Source organism: Paenibacillus qinlingensis, assembly GCF_031455095.1.
Classification (GTDB): domain Bacteria; phylum Bacillota; class Bacilli; order Paenibacillales; family NBRC-103111; genus Paenibacillus_E; species Paenibacillus_E qinlingensis_A.
In genome coordinates, this window is record NZ_JAVDSB010000001.1 from 377,091 (window position 1) to 393,069 (window position 15,979).

Below are 15,979 nucleotides of genomic sequence, written 5' to 3' on the forward strand. Positions count from 1 at the left end.
TGTAGGAAAGACGGTGGAAGTGTTGAAACGGGCAGACGGATTGCTCTTGCTTTGTGTAACTCTTTGGGGAAGCAATTTTGTGTTTGCTTCCATGCTTTCAAAGGAGTTTTCCCCTTTGTTGCTGGCCGCGTTACGATTAACCTTATCTATTATCGTCTTACTGATTTACGGTCTCTTTACAAGAAAGTTAGTCCGCGTGAGCCTGAAGGATTGGAAGCAACTAGTGCCACTCGGAATCACCGCTGTACTCATTCATCATGGCACCTTCTTTATTGGTTTAAAAGAAACAGATGCGACAACAGCTGCATTAATCATCGCATTGGTTCCTATGACAACTGCTATTCTAGCCGCATTTTTTCTGAAAGAACCCATTACCGTGCGAATAGCCCTAGGATCCATTTTGGCGTTGTTTGGTGTCTATTTGGTCATTGGTTTTGGAAAAGGGATTCAATTAAACAGGGAGATCGGAATGATTTTCATCTCCATGGTTGCATTTAGCGTCTCGATTATTCAGACGAAGAAAATAGCGAACAGGATAAATCCATTTGTCATAACCGTGTATAGCACAGCGGTCGGCACTAGCATGCTATATCCCGTCGTTATTCTGGTTGAACCTGTCATTCATGCTAGTGAACAATTATGGGCATGGGGATTACTTCTGCTCTCCGCAGTTGTCATACAGGCGATATGTTCACTGATTTGGGCTTACCAAGTGAAGGCGGTTGGGGCAAGTCGAGCAGCCACGTATATCAATTTAGAACCTTTCATCGCTATGCTTGTTGGCTTTCTTTTGTTAGGAACTAGCGTTAACCTAGCCCAGATGGTTGGTTCTGTTGTTCTGGTTGTTGGTGTGACTTTGGTGACTTCGCATAAAAGAGGGAAGAAAGTGAAGCGGGAGCGGGATTTAGTGTCTTAAAAAGGATAAAAACGGAGTTCGCCAATGTGCGAGCTCCGTTTTCGATTTAAATATGGAAAATTCCTCATTGTTGAATTTTATATTTACTAGCTAGCAGTTGCTTAGCTTTATTCGCAATAGTTGCTTCTTCAAGCATTGCTGCTTTCTTCAAGCAATAGATGGCGTAATCTTTCGTACTATCCATTTTGCTAAAAGCTAGCCCTGCCTCATAGTAATGATCGCTTTTAAGTACATGATTCAAAACGATGTAAGGGTCGGCTGCAGCAGCAACTTGATATTTCTTATCAATTTCTGCGTCATCCCCATAGAGATCTGCCTCATATAGCTGATAAAAATGGAATGCTTTGAGATCAATTTTTCCAGCTTCCGTAGCAATCATGTTGGCTGCACCATAAATCGAATTGTCCTCGAATAAATGACCCAGCTCGTTCAAAAGAATGGCATATTGAATGTATACTCCTGCATTTTGAGGAGCTGCATCTATCAATTTACCGAATTTATAATCGACTTCTTTGAGCAGATTATCTTGTACATCCAATAGTGCTTCTCCCGTACTATACAAGGTTTCCTCCGCTGCAGCCGTGGCGGCAGCTCCGTGCAGTTGAGCTTCTTCATAATTCTCTTTAGCAAGAAAAAATGCCTGGATCTCTTTATTATTCGTAATATTAAGGCTAGTAAATAAGTCAACATCGAATTCTACCGGCGAATAGGGAGTGTAGTCGACTTGTGCGCCAACGGATTGAGAAATGAAACGGACAGGTACCATGGTAGAGCCATTAATGATTTGTGGCGGCACGGGCAGAGCGACCTGTTGACCATTTACAGTAGCGGTAGATTGATTGATTTGCAGCAAGATCGTCAAACCATCTTTGGATGCTGTAATGGTTTGTTTGGCTGCATTCCAATCCAGTTTGAGATTCAAACTCTCTAGAATAGGACGCAGAGGTACAAGTGTACTCCCATCAACAAGTGCGGGCGGTACTTCCAGATTTAATAGGTTTCCGTTCACTTCTATCACCTTACCTTGCACGTTAACAAGGTTAATTTCTTCGCCTTTTTCGTTCAATGGTTGAATGAAACGTCCTTGATGGTCTATATACAGGTTGTTTCCGTTGTTCTGTACGTGAAACATTCCTCCACGTTCTATGTACGCGAAGTCATATTGAGGCTGTACGACCACATTTCCTTGTTTGTTAATAAATCCCCACTTCCCGGATTGCTGCACAGGAGCGAAGCCCGACTCAAAAGATCCAGCCTTTTCAAACTGAGGGGAAATAATAATCTTCCCGGTCGGATCGACGAAGCCGTATTTGCCACCTTTTTTAACAGCAGCCAATCCTTCTGAGAAGGGAGAAGCATCCTCGAATTGCAGGGGAATTATTGTTGTATTCTCTATGTTGATATAGCCCCACTTGGCATCCAAACTCACAGCAGCCAGTCCTTCGGAGAAATCTGATGCTTTGTCATATTGATAAGGAATAGCAGGGGAGCCACTTTTATCAATAAATCCGTATTTGTTAGCGACGGCTACTCGAGCTAATCCTTCTGAGAAGGACGAAGCGTCCTCAAAACTTTTATAAATTTGAATGTAGCCATCGCGGTTGAGAAAGGCAAAGTATTTCCCTGTTACGACTGGTGCGAAATTTTCCTTGTAAGGCAGCGCAAACTCGTACATGATGTTGCCCACTTTATTACCTTTATTATTAATGTAGCCGAATTTGACGCCGTTTTGATCTTCCAAACTCACAATGGCTTTACTCTCTGAGAACGCAGATGCCGTGTGATACTGGGGAGTTATCACGATTTTTCCTGTTGTGTCTGCATATCCCCACTTGTCGTCTACCTTCACGGCAGCCAATCCTTCAGAAAAAGGGCTTGCGCCATCGAAGTTCGGTTGTATTTTCAGATACCCACTCTTATCCATGAAGCCATATTTGCGTCCTATCTTGACAGGAAATAGAGAAGCTGCCTCGTCCAATGAGCTTCCGCTGCCGGATGAAGACTTCCGAGTAAAGTCGATTTTCACTATTTTTCCATTGTCATAGCTTGTGGAGAAGCCGAGAAGTTGGAAGAAATCAATAGGAATAAAAATAATGTCGCCTTCTAAATGAACGGACACGGTGGTTGATAACGTGAATTCACCAAGTTTTACATGCTTCTTGTCTAACTTCGTTACCTTGTTCGAACCAACTTGCAACGTATATTCAATCTCATCTCGGAGATCCCACATACTGACAGCGTTATTTTTTCGGTGAACAATAAAGGAGTCTCCAGACTTTGGCTTTGTAACTTATTCAGCACGAAAGTAGGAATCATCGTAATACCGTCTTTAGTGAGGATGACAGAAGATGTGTCATTATGATCTATTTCTCCTGTTACCATCGGCGAATCTAAGATAATACTGCCATGTTTGACTTCGATACTTGATTCCGCATAAGCGGCAGTACCAAACGAGAGCATAAATAAACACAAAGCTAGTAAACATAGTAATCTCTTACTCAAAAGACATCTCTCCCTAAAAAATGTAGAATTTTGGATGTAATTCTACCTAACTATACCATTAATTGTCGTAGAATGTTCCATATTTTAGGGAAAGGAACATTCTGTTTCGAAGGTTAGTTAAACGATCCCAGCAGAAAATGACAATGTAACAACAGTTGATGATTACTTTTTGCATATCTAACTACCGGCTACGGGTCTAAAGCATAAGAACGAACAGAATGAATATCGACGGAAACAGAGTTCGCTCTTTAAGATGAGGAGGTCGACGAGTGTTAGAGAATTGGATACATCGAATACGACTATGAACGACTGACTGTAAGAGGAAAAGGAAAGGTGAAACATGACTTATCATTTGAACGACTTTGCATTCGATTTGCGTGCTAGTGTGGCTCCAACTAATCACATTTGGGTAGGCAGTGGATTTAGTACAGTTGCGCCAATTGCGGGTACGGTTGCTGGTGTCAGCGGGTTATTCTCACCACCGTTTGCCGCCAAAGATATGGAGATGCTGCTTGATTTAACGGCGGACGGACATCGCGTGAGTGATACAGGAAACCGCGGAAAAGGGGACTGTGGTCTGTTGTACGCAGGAGCCAAGTGGCGACCGGATCGAATCGAACGGACAGGCACGTACCATTACTACGTGGAAGATCGTCTGATTTCACTCTCCGTGCGAAGCTCACTTATTCCGCTTGCGGATCGTGCTGGATTTGTGTTATCAGTTCGGGTCGTAAATCGGACGGACCGCAGTATGAAGTTGAACATGTTTCCGCACGTTACGCCAGGCCATCCAAGCCTCCAATCCCTGAACGATTGGGATTTCGGCCATCCTTCGATGGGGGCACAAGTGCACGAAATTGGAGCGGGTACATGGGAGAACGATCAAGTTAGGGTTACGCTTTTGCAGGAAGAAATTGGACCTGATCTTGTAGGGTCTGGGGAAGAGGCGGTCTATCGTGCAGCTATCCTGCTGACGAAGGCTGGAGAATCTGTAAGTAGGGATGAAAGTCTAGCGACATGGGAACAGCGAACGCATGAGGTCTGGGAGAATCGGATTCAGCGGTACTGTGAGGCTATCCCCCAATTAAGTAGTGACATTCCCGGGCTTGAAGATTACTATCGGCGCTCGCTTGTCAGCGGTTTGATCTGTCTATGGGAGCATCCTGACTTTGCTATGCAGCCCTTTCCCGTCGTGGCAGGGATAGAAGGCGCCGGAATATGCTGTTATCCGTGGGATACAGGAGGTTATGCAGCTCGGATACTAGGACTGATGCTGGGAAGTGACAAAGTGATCGAGCTGGCGCACATGATGGCGCGTAGCGGCATTGAGCGGCACTCGAGATTTGCCCCTAGTGGGCTGGGGAAGGATGTTCCATATTCCTACAGTCTCTGGTCCTTCTACAATTTAGTTTGGTGCAATGTGACTCAGTATGGCGAAGGATTAGAACTATATGATTTGCTGAAAAATCTACTGCTTCACGACGAAGAAAGGTTACCGGCCTGGGGCGAATTGTTGGATTACGGCAAGCAGCACAATCTGCTCGAAATGAGGAGTGCTGCCCATGAGCATGTCGTATCCAGCCCGAACGCCGAAAGAGCGTGGTGTTATGATCGTTTGGCCGACATGGCAGACCGTCTTGGACACGAAGAATCAGGGACATGGCGAGACAAAGCGAGCCGTATTCGTGCAGCGATTCGGGAACACTTGTGGGATCCAGAGAATGGTTGGTTTCTGTGCAGGTACCCGAATGGGCACGTAGAGCGGGTGTACACGATTCAGGCATTCGATACATTACGAATGGGCGTTTGTACAGCGGATATGGCCAAGGCTTTATTAACTCATCTGAATGAAGGTACTTTTCTTGGGCCCTATGGTGTAAGCAGTATATCTGCCGAAGATACGTTGCACTATGAATTGAATGACCCCGATTGGTCTGGTGGGGGCAGCTATACCGGTGAGAGTCCGACGCTCGCGCTTACGTTGTGGGAGCAAGGTCAGCCCGAGTTAGCGTGGGATGTTCTAAAGCGTTTGTTCTGGATGGGCAAGCATCTGCCGTATTTCCCACAGGAGCACTATAGCGACCGACCTACTGTTCCGAGCCATAAGCGGGGGAATATCATAGCGGGTCTCACAGGCACGGAAGCCCTGGTGTTTGGCATGGCGGGCATCAAACCGAAGTTGGACGGCTCGCTGGAAATATTCCCGCAGCCACCGCATGAAGGAAGTGTCTCGATTACCGGATATCGCTATCGTGACCAACAGATTGACGTCCTTATGAAGCCGAACCATTGCACGATCGTTTGTAATGGTGAACCCGTATATAGTGGAGCTCCTTCCATCTATATCTTCCCAAAGGATAGCAGATGACAACGACACGGAAGAAAATGAATATCGCTTGGAACTAGCAACGAAATGAATATCGACGGAAACAACATGAGGCAACTAACATGAAGGCAGTGAACGATTGTTGGAGGATGTGACTGACTGATGAATAGAACAACAGCCCAGAGAAAGCGCGTGCTGTCGCATGCGACCTCAGTGGGCACATCACACAAACCAGGATATCTGAAGCAGCTATTGCTGGATATCAATAAAGAAAAGCTGCTCTATTGCATGCTGATTCCAGGCTTATTATTTTTCATCTTATTTAAGTATTTGCCGATGCTAGGTGTGGTCATTGCCTTTCAAGATTATCAACCGTTTGCGGGGATCTTAAAAAGTCATTGGGTGGGCTTGCAGCATTTTCAGCGGTTTTTCACGAATCCAGATTTTTGGAAACTGTTCAGAAACACGCTTGTGCTGGCTGTCTACAATCTGCTCTTTTTCTTTCCGCTGCCGATTATTTTAGCACTGATGCTAAATGAGGTGCGGAAGGAGTTTTTCAAAAGATTCGTGCAAACCATCATCTATATCCCGCATTTTATTTCGTGGGTCGTCGTTGCAGGGCTGACGTATACCCTTTTTACAACTGAAGGGGGTATTGTGAATGAAGCTCTTGCTTACTTCGGCGGGGACAAGATTAATTTCCTGTTAAGTAAGGATTGGTTTCGCTCGATGATTACTTCGCAAGTCATTTGGAAGGAAACTGGATGGGGAACGATCATTTTCTTAGCGGCACTCTCAGGCGTGGATCAGCAGCTGTATGAAGCAGCGCGCATGGATGGGGCTAACCGATGGCACCAACTCTGGCATATTACGTTACCTGCCATCCAAACGACAATTGTCTTGTTGCTTATTTTGAGATTAGGCAGTTTCTTGGATACGGGGTTCGAGCAAATATTCCTCGTGTTGAATTCAGGAAACCGGGAAGTAGCTGAAGTGTTTGATACGTACGTGTACACGTCTGGTCTGGTTAACGCGCAATTCAGTTACAGTACGGCGGTGGGATTGTTTAAATCTCTCGTAAGCCTCATTCTGGTCGTTTCTGCAAATGCAATGGCTAAGAAATATGGTGAGGAAGGGGTTTATTAGCATGAGAGATCGTACCTTAAGCAGTAAAGCGTTCGATGCCGTCAATTATTTGATGCTTGGTATCGTTGCGGTCATTACGGTGCTGCCGTTCATTTATGTTATATCCGGTTCGCTTGTGGCGTCGGAAGAACTGCTTATCAAGAAGGTTGTACTATTTCCTACGAAGATATCATTAGATGCCTACAAATTTATCTTTTCAACCAAAATCATTTACACCAGCTTATTCATCACTATATTCATTACCGTTGTAGGAACACTAATTAATTTGCTGCTTACAACGCTGATGGCCTATCCGTTAGCACGCAAAACTTTGCGCGGTCGGGGGAAATTCATGCTATTGATTGTCATTACCATGCTTTTCAGCGGAGGTATGATTCCCACTTTCCTCGTTGTCAAAACCTTTGGATTACTAGACACATATTGGTCTCTGTGGATCCCATCGGCGATCAGCGCGTTCAATCTGATCCTTCTGAAAAACTTTTTCCAGCAGCTGCCCGAGGGTTTGGAAGAATCAGCAAAAATGGACGGCTGCAATGATTTACAGATACTGTACAAAATCGTTGTCCCGTTATCCTTACCGGCGATGGCTACGTTTGCGCTATTTTATGCGGTGGGGCATTGGAACTCGTATTTTACGGCCATTATGTACATCAATGATGCGAAAATGTGGCCCATTCAAGTATGGCTGCGCCAAATTGTGCTGCTATCGGCAGGCGGTTTTACGGATGCCAGCGCAGCTTCGGAAATTGCAGCTCCGCCTCAGAGCATCAAGTATGCCGTTATCGTCGTAGCGGCTGTGCCCATCTTGCTCTTGTATCCATTCTTACAGAAACATTTCGCCAAGGGTGTTTTGCTAGGTTCGGTTAAAGGTTAGACGGTCAAGTCTGGTAAGGTCGTCTTTCTTTCTATACAATAAAATGAAATAGCGGAGGGTTTGTATGCGAAAAACAAAGGGTCAATTGAAAACAGGGTTAGCGGTTACTTGCACGACAGTCATGATGGCATCCGTATTAGCGGCTTGCGGAGGCGGAGATCCCGTAAGTGAAAGTGCGAAGACGACACCAGGGAGTACTAGCACCGCTCAGGCTCAAAAGCAGATCAAATTCAGCATGATGTCTCCCTTCTATGGCCAGCAGCCACCGGCTACAGATGATACGAACGCTGCTTTTAAAGCCATTCAGGAGCAGACCAATAGCAAGCTGGATATCACGTTCGTCCCTGGCGCGTCCTACAATGATAAGCTGAATGTGACCATTGCCTCAGGTAAACTTCCACAAGTGATGGTCGTATTAGACACCAAGAATTCGGCGATTATTAATGCCGTCCGTTCCGGTGCTTTCTGGGAAGTCGGACCCTACCTCAAGGATTTTCCGAATATCAAGAAATATTGGAATGACAAGATCGCCAACAATATCTCTGTAGATGGTAAAATATACGGGCTTTACCGTGACCGTCCGTTTGCTAGAAAGGGGATTATTTTCCGCCAGGATTGGCTCGATAACCTCGGTCTGCAGCAGCCGAAAACGGTAGATGACCTCTATAATGTGGCCAAAGCATTTACATTGAACGACCCCGATAAGAACGGTAAGAATGATACTTACGGTCTGACTTTGACGGATGATAATTTGATTACCGATGCGAGTCTTGTCCTTGTCACAGCGCTAGGTGGTTTTAATCAGTGGGGCGTGCAGGACGGTAAGGTGATTCCTGACTTTATGACCAAAGAATACATGGATTCGCTCAAACTGCTCAAAAAAATGTATGATGAGAAGTTGATTAATCAGGACTTCGGCGCCATCAAAGGAACGAAATTGCATGAAAATATCAACTCAGGAAAAGCCGGTATTTATCTAGCGAGTATTGATGACGCTCCGAATAAGCATGCGGATCTGTACAAATTAAATCCGAAAGCTAAGATGGATTTCGTCATCGGTCTGCAAGGGCCGAAGGGAGTCAAACTACCAGCGAATTCAGGCTACTCCGGCGTATTCATGTTCCCTAAATCCAGTGTGAAGACAGAAGCCGAACTGAAGGACATTTTAACTTATTTTGAGAATAATCTGAAAGACGATGTGTTGAAAACGTTTGCTTGGGGCGTAGAAGGCGTTCATTACAAAACAGAGAACGGCAATCCCTTGTTCACCAATGAGCAATTGTATAAAGATCAGGTTGGTGATCTAGGACAGCTTCGTATTGCACCTTCAACGTTGGCTTGGCCCACAGAACCCGATATGGGGAAAAAAGTGAAGAAGCTGTATGAAGAAGGGATGCCTAACGCGGTGCCAAGTGTCATTGAGCCGTTTCTGTCCCCGACCAAAACGCAGCTTGGCGCAGAGTTGGATAAACTGATTAACGATGCTCGTGTTCGTTTTATTATGGGCGAGATCGATGAGGCTGGCTTTAACAAGGTCACGGAAGAGTGGCTTAAAAAAGGCGGCGATAAAATCATCGAGGAATTTACAGCGGAACAGAAAAAGGCTCAGCAAAAATAAGGATGCTGAAAAGCAGCGCTTGTTCCCGCATGAATTCGGGAATCAAGCGCTGATCTTATTGACATTTCCGCGCTTTTGCTGATAGAAGTAAAGAACAGATTGAAACCAATGAAGTTATGGTGAGTACTAGGACAGCGGGGGCTTGTTTATGAAATTACGTGCATCTACCTTTTTATCCAAGCTCATATGGTTTACACTGCTGCTAGGGACGATTCCAGTAATGGTTCTAGGTGCTTTTTCCTATTATCAGGCCTCCGATGCCGTGCAAGCCAAGGTCAATGAGAGCAATCAGCACATGCTGAAACAGACCGAATCACAAATTGAACAGCTTCTGAGGCTAATTGATTACTCGGCTATTCAATATATGAATCAACCGGTCGTTATCGACGCTCTTAAGGGAGAATTAGCCGGTACGGATGGATACGTTCAGAAGGTGAAAAGTCTTCTCGAATCGATGAGCAAGCTGCAAAGCAATGAGCTCGGTACAATGGGCATGGAACTTATAAGCATAACCAACCAATGGTCCATTAATGAAACCGGTTTGTCCATGTTGGATACGAAATCTATAGAACATTATGAGGGATGGGTGAAAGATCCTAGAACCTCATTTTGGTCGACGAGCTTTACCGGAATGAAACTCATTAAGAAAATTCCAGCCTATTCCCCCAACCCGTCGGGGTTGCTAATCATGACAATTCCGATCTATGAAGTCAATAACTTAATAAGCAGGGATACGGCTATGGGGAACGTACTGCTTCTGGACGATGAGCAAGTCGTCTTCGCAGGCAATGCCGCTAAACTGCTGGGCAAGCAGTTTCAAGAATTAGCGATCAGCAAAGACAAGAATATACCTGCAGCTGAGCAGGGCTTCTACACGGCCCGTTCGGAACGGGAGCGCGTTGGGATCAGTTATCGTAAATCCGATTATAATGGTTGGATTTATTTGTCGGTGGTGTCCATCGATGAGCTAAACAAGGAGTCCCAGGGCATAGGATGGTTCACCTTATATATTTGTCTAGGTATTTTACTCATCGCCTTCCTCATTGCTTATTTGGGATCAAGGAAGATGTATAAACCAATTCGTAAGTTATATGAAGTCGTGCGCAACTCACCAGAAACCGTAGGCGCGGATGCAGCCATCGATGAATTTGAATTTATCAATGAACGTTTCCGAGGACTCATGCAAAGGGAGACAAGTCTTCTAGAGGAGGTTCTGGGGCAGTCCCGGCAAATGAGGGAATATTTCGTTTTCAAACTCTTCCAGAGCGACATGGCAAGGACGGAAGCTCAGGATAAGCTGGAAGCTTTCGGGCATCCGACCGCATGGAACACCATGTGTGTCATGACCATCCAAATCGATACGTTAGCCAATACACGTTTTGAAGAACAGGATCAAGATCTATTGCTGTTCGCTATCAATAATATCGTTTCCGAGCTTTTCCTGCCTGAGCAGAGGCTGCCACCCGTCGTCATGGGGGACTCGCAGGTTACTTTGCTAGGAGGGGCTGAAACGGATCCTAAGCTGTTCAAGAATCAGCTCGACACGGCGGCACATCACATTATGCAAATGATTAATCTTTATTTGGAGCTGAAAGTGAGCATTGGCTTCAGCCATATGATTACGGACATGAAGCAAATCCGTCATGCCTATGGCGAATCGTTGCAAGCATTGAAGTATCGGATGAACCTGGGAGAAGAGTCGATCCTATTCATTGAGGATGTACAGCCGGAGAAGAGCATGCAGTTGAGTTATCCGGATGCCCTAGAGCGGCAGCTGCTTGATGCCTTGAAGCTTGCAGACCGGGAGCAGGCAACGCGCTGTCTTCATCAATTCATCACGACACTTGCTGTCGAGGAGCGCACGCATGAAGAATATTTCATGTCTTTCGTCCGCCTACTCGTGCAAATGCTTCAGGCTGTCAAAGATGCAGGCGTGTTGCCTAAACGTCTATACCCCGATGAACAGACCTTATTTATTCAATTATTTCAATTGAAAACAGTGAGCGAGGTGGAACGGTGGTTTCTAGATATGGTGATGCTTCCGTTCTTAATTCACTTGGAAAATAAGCTGGATGCGCAGTACCAAAGCATTTCCAGTCAAATTATTCATATGATAGAGACTGGTTTCGATACCGATCTTTCACTGGAAGTGTGCGCACGCCGAATGAATTACAGCCCGAATTATTTGACCAAAGTATTCCGCAAGGAAACGGGCGTTAATTTCAGTGATTACTTGTCGGATTATCGTATGAAAATGGCCAAACAATGGCTGTTAGAAACGGATATGAAAATATCCGAGATCGCGGAGAAGCTGAAGTATAATACGCCAGCTAATTTCATCCGTTATTTTCGTAAATTGGAGGGAACGACGCCTGGCCAATATCGTGATAACATTTTGAACAAATAGGGGATAGTAAGTGAGAGTGATGGAGCTTGCCTTGCGGCGGCTCTTTTTTGTTCATGCAAGTTCCAGATGGTATAGTTGAAAAGGAACTTACATGTACATCTCGAATATCTAAAGGAATCAGACAGTTAGAAATTTGATGCCAGACAGGAGTTAGATACGATGATAAAAGGTTTCGGAGGCATATTTTGGAGAACTAAGCATCTTGAAGTTACAAAAAAATGGTACAGTGACGTGTTGCAGATTGATATAGAAAACTGGAATGGAACTGTGATAAAACCTCAATCAGGAAACGAAACGATTTTTTCTTTCTTTTCCGAGGATGATCGTTATTTTCCAAAAGAACAACAGGTCATGTTAAATTTTGAAGTACATAATCTTGACGAGACGATTCAGCATCTTGCCCAGATTGGTGTACCTCTTGCTAAGAACAAAGAGAGTAGTGACTTTGGACAGTTTGTCTGGATTGAGGATCCTGAAGGCCGACTGGTCGAGCTTTGGGAGAGATAAACTAAAATAAGTGTAACCTGAGATAAAGGTGGACATACCATGACAGAGAAATACGCCAAAGTAATGGGAGTTGACTTTCCCAAAATTACATTAGAACGAACCATTGAGATTCTCAGTGATGTCATTCAAGAGAATAGAGCCGAACTGTTTCATGTCATAACGGTTAATCCAGAGATTACGATGGCTTGCCAAAAGGACATGTCGTTGCGTTCTATCATCGATCAAGCAGGTCTCATTACTGCGGACGGTATTGGCATCGTGATGGTGTCTCGACTAAGGGGCGGAAACCTCCCTGAAAGGGTTACTGGGTATGATACGTTGTTAAAGCTACTGGATTCAGGGAATCAAAAGAAGTGGTCCTTTTATTTTTTGGGTGCAGATCCGCTTACGAGTGAAAAAGCTTGTGAAGTTATTCGTGAAAAGTATCCTAACCTTATAATAGCGGGCAGGCATCACGGCTTTTTTAATTCATCTGAAGAAGAGCAAATCGTTGAAGAAATTGGCATGTTAAAGCCTGATATATTGGTCGTTGCACTTGGAGCACCCTATGCGGAGAGATGGATTCATCAATTTAACACACAACTTCATGCGAAGATTGCGATAGGTGTTGGTGGGAGTCTCGATGTCATAGCTGGAAAAGTAAAGGAAACTCCTGAGATTTGGAAAAGACTAAACTTGGAGTGGCTGTTCAGGTTGAAACAACAACCTTCTAGATGGAAGCGACAGTTGATCTTGCCGCGGTTCGCTATTCGTGCATTGTTTTTTAGGGGGAGTAAGTAGGTGAGCCAAACGATAGTTTTGGGGGATGACAATCGTGGGTAAATTTGTAAGGTTGGCCAATGGAAATGATGCCGAGATTCTTGTCGCCTTGAACGAGGAATTTAATGGGGTAGGGATGACGGCTAGTGAAGTTAAAGAAAGCCTTACGAAGAACAATGAATTAGTGGCACTTGCCATATTGGATCATATTCCGGTTGGATTTGCTTGTGCCCAATGGTTTCAATCCTTTTGCTATCGCAGTTCACAAGGTGAAATAACGGAAATGTATGTGCAGGATGCTGCTCGACAATTAGGGTTAGCTACTATGCTTATCTCATTCCTGGAACAAGAACTTTCCTCACGAGGTGTTACAAGCATAAAGATTCTAACAGGCCCGAATAATAGGGCTGCTCATAAAACATATGAACGGTCAAGTTATGTGCTGAAAGATGAAATGATTTTCCAAAAAAAGTTGAACTCAGATTGAAGCGTTGTGATTTGAAAAAAGGATGTACATCGGCAAAATTTTGTCGCGGAACATCCTTTTTTTCTATCTATTTGCGAATTTGTTCCGCCAAACCGACGAGAATTCCTTCCGTTCCGCGAATGTAGCAGAGACGATACGAATCCTGGTACGTAACGACTTCGCCAACGAGCTCAGCACCAATCTTAATGAGTCGGGATACCATTTCGTCAATATTTTCAACGGCGAACATGACGCGTAGATAACCGAGGGCATTGACAGGAGCTGTTCGGTGATCTGCTACAATGGGTGGGTTGATGAAGCGCGAAAGTTCAATTCGACTGTGGCCATCTGGGGTAGCCATCATAGCAATCTCTACATGCTGTGAACCCAGCCCGGTTACGCGACCAGCCCATTCTCCTTCAATCGTAGCTCGCCCTTCGAGCTTCAAGCCAATCTCCTCGAAGAACGCGATGGCATGATCAAGGGATTCAACCACGATGCCAACATTGTCCATTCTTAGTAATTTGTTATTCTCCATTGTTTTATCTCCTTATGAGTACATATGGATTATCGGAATATCCTCCTAGTTATTCTTCCAAGAATGACGGATTCCTTCCAAAAGATTAACTTCTTATCACGGATAGCTTTTAACCTAGTCATTGAAAAAGAGATTAAAGTATCTCATTTGAATAAATGGTATAATTTGAAAGGAAATTTCTTTTATCTACTCATGAAATGAAAGGGGGGTCATCGCTTTGATACCATTGCTAATAAAAAGAGCCTCCATCCTGCTAAGCTGCCTAGTGATCCTTGGTATGACAGGTTGTGCGTCTGATGAAACAAAGACGATAGAAGTATCCTTGTTAACATCGAATTCATCCATTGTACAAACAGAGTTTGAAACGATGACACCCCCAATTGCTGTGAAATATATCCGTTCCGTAATGAGACCTAGCATGATTCAGGAAGATCTAGTAAGACTATTTGGGAATAAGTATAAAGAATTTCAAATTCATTCTGGAAATAACACCGAGACTTTATGGAGATACGATATCGGAGTTAAAGAAGGATTTAATCCCACAGAAACACGAGAATTTCACGACTGGGCCGATGAAACAGGGATAAAAAAAGGGAGCGTATACGCTCAGTTCTTGATCCGATGGATAGACGGTAAGTCAGAAAGTTTCTGGTTGGCCTACCGAGGGGCTGATAACGAAAGCAAATTTGAGGAAGTAACAGGGGAATTTCAAGGGATAACATGGGAAATGGCTCCAAAAGAACCACCTGCCGTATTCCATGCGGATATCTTTGGTTATAGCGATATGAATGACTTCAACAATGGTTGGGCAGCTGGCAGAAAAGTGTGGAAAACAAGCGATGGAGGGATAACATGGGTCGATCGTACACCTCCTAAGGAAGACGGATCCTACGAATTACTTAGATTCGCAGATCCAAACACGTTAATGGCCTTCTTTCGTCCGAAAGAGTTTACTGAAGAGATGACAAGGAATACAGATTTGTCTTTGAGTGAAGAACCTGTGTATCGCACTACGGATGGTGGGGATAACTGGGAGCAATTGGAGCATCCACTAAAGGGACACTGGGGTATTCATCCTATGGTTACAATGGGCGAGGCACAATTTGTAGATGAACATGTTGGATACTATTATGCTTATGCTGAGCCTGGAATGGCAAAGGAACGTCGAAATTTGTTTTTGAAAACCATAGATGGTGGGCGACATTGGACTGTACTCAGTGAAGATATTACAAACCAAAGAGATCTCGGGTATGCTAGTCCTAACGGATTGGTGATTCGGAATCATAATGAACCGTGGATTACTTACAACAATACGGGAAAAGGAAATCCTATCATTTTCAAGTCCACTACGAATGGTCATTCTTGGGAACAAGTGAAAATGGAAGTACCCATGCAGGCAGTAGACACAACCACGTATCCGTTAACTAAGCCGATGTTCTGGGGACCTCATGATACAAGTGGGCTCATGCCCTTTTCATTTTACAAAGACAATAATCTGAATGGGGTTATTTGGTACAAAACCACGGATGGAGGAATGAGCTGGACAAGTCGGGTTTCGACTTATGAAAGTATAACAGCCAAGCCTACATCAGCGGGGCGAAATAACGGGAGTTTTTCGGTATACGCCTATGATATCAATAATCTATGGATCCTTGAAAATAATTTAGGCGAATTGTATCGTTCGCAAGATGGCGGTGAGAGTTGGCAGAATGTTGGTTCATCTCCATCGTTTCAGAATGTCACTAGTCTTATTTTTTCAAGTCCGACTGAAGGCAGGGCATATTCCCGGTTTATCAACCTGTATACCAAAGATGGCGGAGCAACATGGAAGGAACAACATTAGTTTAAAATAGGCAGTCGCTGTTCATTAAAGTAACGGTGAGCCTCTCTCGAGGGAACGAGGATGTCCTATTTGCGCAT

Annotated in this window: 13 protein-coding genes; 10 read left to right on the forward strand and 3 right to left on the reverse strand. The window is 44.4% G+C overall.

Annotated elements, in window-relative coordinates; genetic code table 11:
* The first annotated feature begins 19 nt into the window (after window positions 1-19).
* Window positions 20-916, forward strand: a complete 897-nt coding sequence (locus tag J2736_RS01580; protein ID WP_310222865.1) for a DMT family transporter — start codon at window positions 20-22, stop codon at window positions 914-916.
* Between the two features lie 64 nt (window positions 917-980).
* Here the strand turns inward: J2736_RS01580 and J2736_RS01585 are convergent, their stop codons facing one another.
* Window positions 981-3,146, reverse strand: coding sequence for a WG repeat-containing protein (locus J2736_RS01585; RefSeq protein WP_310222867.1), 2,166 nt, complete (start codon window positions 3,144-3,146; stop codon window positions 981-983).
* Complete coding sequence (locus J2736_RS01590; RefSeq protein ID WP_310222869.1) at window positions 3,089-3,418, reverse strand: hypothetical protein; 330 nt, start codon at window positions 3,416-3,418, stop codon at window positions 3,089-3,091. The genes J2736_RS01585 and J2736_RS01590 overlap by 58 nt, the downstream gene beginning before the upstream one ends.
* A 340-nt stretch (window positions 3,419-3,758) precedes the next feature.
* Between J2736_RS01590 and J2736_RS01595 the strand changes: the two genes are divergently transcribed.
* The 8 genes from J2736_RS01595 to J2736_RS01630 all read left to right on the forward strand — a co-directional run bounded on the left by J2736_RS01595 (window position 3,759) and on the right by J2736_RS01630 (window position 13,542).
* Complete coding sequence (locus J2736_RS01595; RefSeq protein ID WP_310222871.1) at window positions 3,759-5,786, forward strand: MGH1-like glycoside hydrolase domain-containing protein; 2,028 nt, start codon at window positions 3,759-3,761, stop codon at window positions 5,784-5,786.
* 246 nt (window positions 5,787-6,032) lie between these two features.
* The gene (locus J2736_RS01600; protein ID WP_397340207.1) at window positions 6,033-6,890 is read left to right on the forward strand and encodes an ABC transporter permease; all 858 of its coding nucleotides are present in this window, start codon (window positions 6,033-6,035) and stop codon (window positions 6,888-6,890) included.
* Between the two features lies 1 nt (window position 6,891).
* Window positions 6,892-7,764 carry a carbohydrate ABC transporter permease gene (locus J2736_RS01605; RefSeq protein WP_310222875.1) on the forward strand — a complete coding sequence of 291 codons (873 nt, stop codon included), beginning with the start codon at window positions 6,892-6,894 and terminating at the stop codon, window positions 7,762-7,764.
* Between the two features lie 64 nt (window positions 7,765-7,828).
* Window positions 7,829-9,382 (forward strand): extracellular solute-binding protein, encoded by a 1,554-nt coding sequence (locus J2736_RS01610; RefSeq protein WP_310222877.1) that lies wholly within the window; start codon window positions 7,829-7,831, stop codon window positions 9,380-9,382.
* 148 nt (window positions 9,383-9,530) lie between these two features.
* A complete protein-coding gene (locus tag J2736_RS01615) occupies window positions 9,531-11,789 on the forward strand; it encodes a helix-turn-helix domain-containing protein (RefSeq protein ID WP_310222879.1) in 2,259 nt (752 codons plus the stop codon).
* Window positions 11,790-11,948: 159 nt separating this feature from the next.
* The gene (locus J2736_RS01620) at window positions 11,949-12,296 is read left to right on the forward strand and encodes a VOC family protein (RefSeq protein ID WP_310222881.1); all 348 of its coding nucleotides are present in this window, start codon (window positions 11,949-11,951) and stop codon (window positions 12,294-12,296) included.
* 39 nt (window positions 12,297-12,335) lie between these two features.
* Complete coding sequence (locus tag J2736_RS01625; RefSeq protein ID WP_310222883.1) at window positions 12,336-13,076, forward strand: WecB/TagA/CpsF family glycosyltransferase; 741 nt, start codon at window positions 12,336-12,338, stop codon at window positions 13,074-13,076.
* A 34-nt stretch (window positions 13,077-13,110) separates the two neighbouring features.
* On the forward strand, window positions 13,111-13,542 hold the full coding sequence (locus J2736_RS01630; protein WP_397340152.1) for a GNAT family N-acetyltransferase: 432 nt from the start codon (window positions 13,111-13,113) through the stop codon (window positions 13,540-13,542).
* A gap of 67 nt (window positions 13,543-13,609) precedes the next feature.
* On the opposite strand, the gene J2736_RS01635 is transcribed toward J2736_RS01630, so the two are convergent.
* Window positions 13,610-14,059, reverse strand: coding sequence for a VOC family protein (locus J2736_RS01635; RefSeq protein WP_310222886.1), 450 nt, complete (start codon window positions 14,057-14,059; stop codon window positions 13,610-13,612).
* A 217-nt stretch (window positions 14,060-14,276) separates the two neighbouring features.
* On the opposite strand from J2736_RS01635, the gene J2736_RS01640 reads away from it, so the two are divergent.
* Window positions 14,277-15,902 (forward strand): WD40/YVTN/BNR-like repeat-containing protein, encoded by a 1,626-nt coding sequence (locus J2736_RS01640; protein WP_310222887.1) that lies wholly within the window; start codon window positions 14,277-14,279, stop codon window positions 15,900-15,902.
* The last annotated feature ends 77 nt before the right edge of the window (window positions 15,903-15,979 follow it).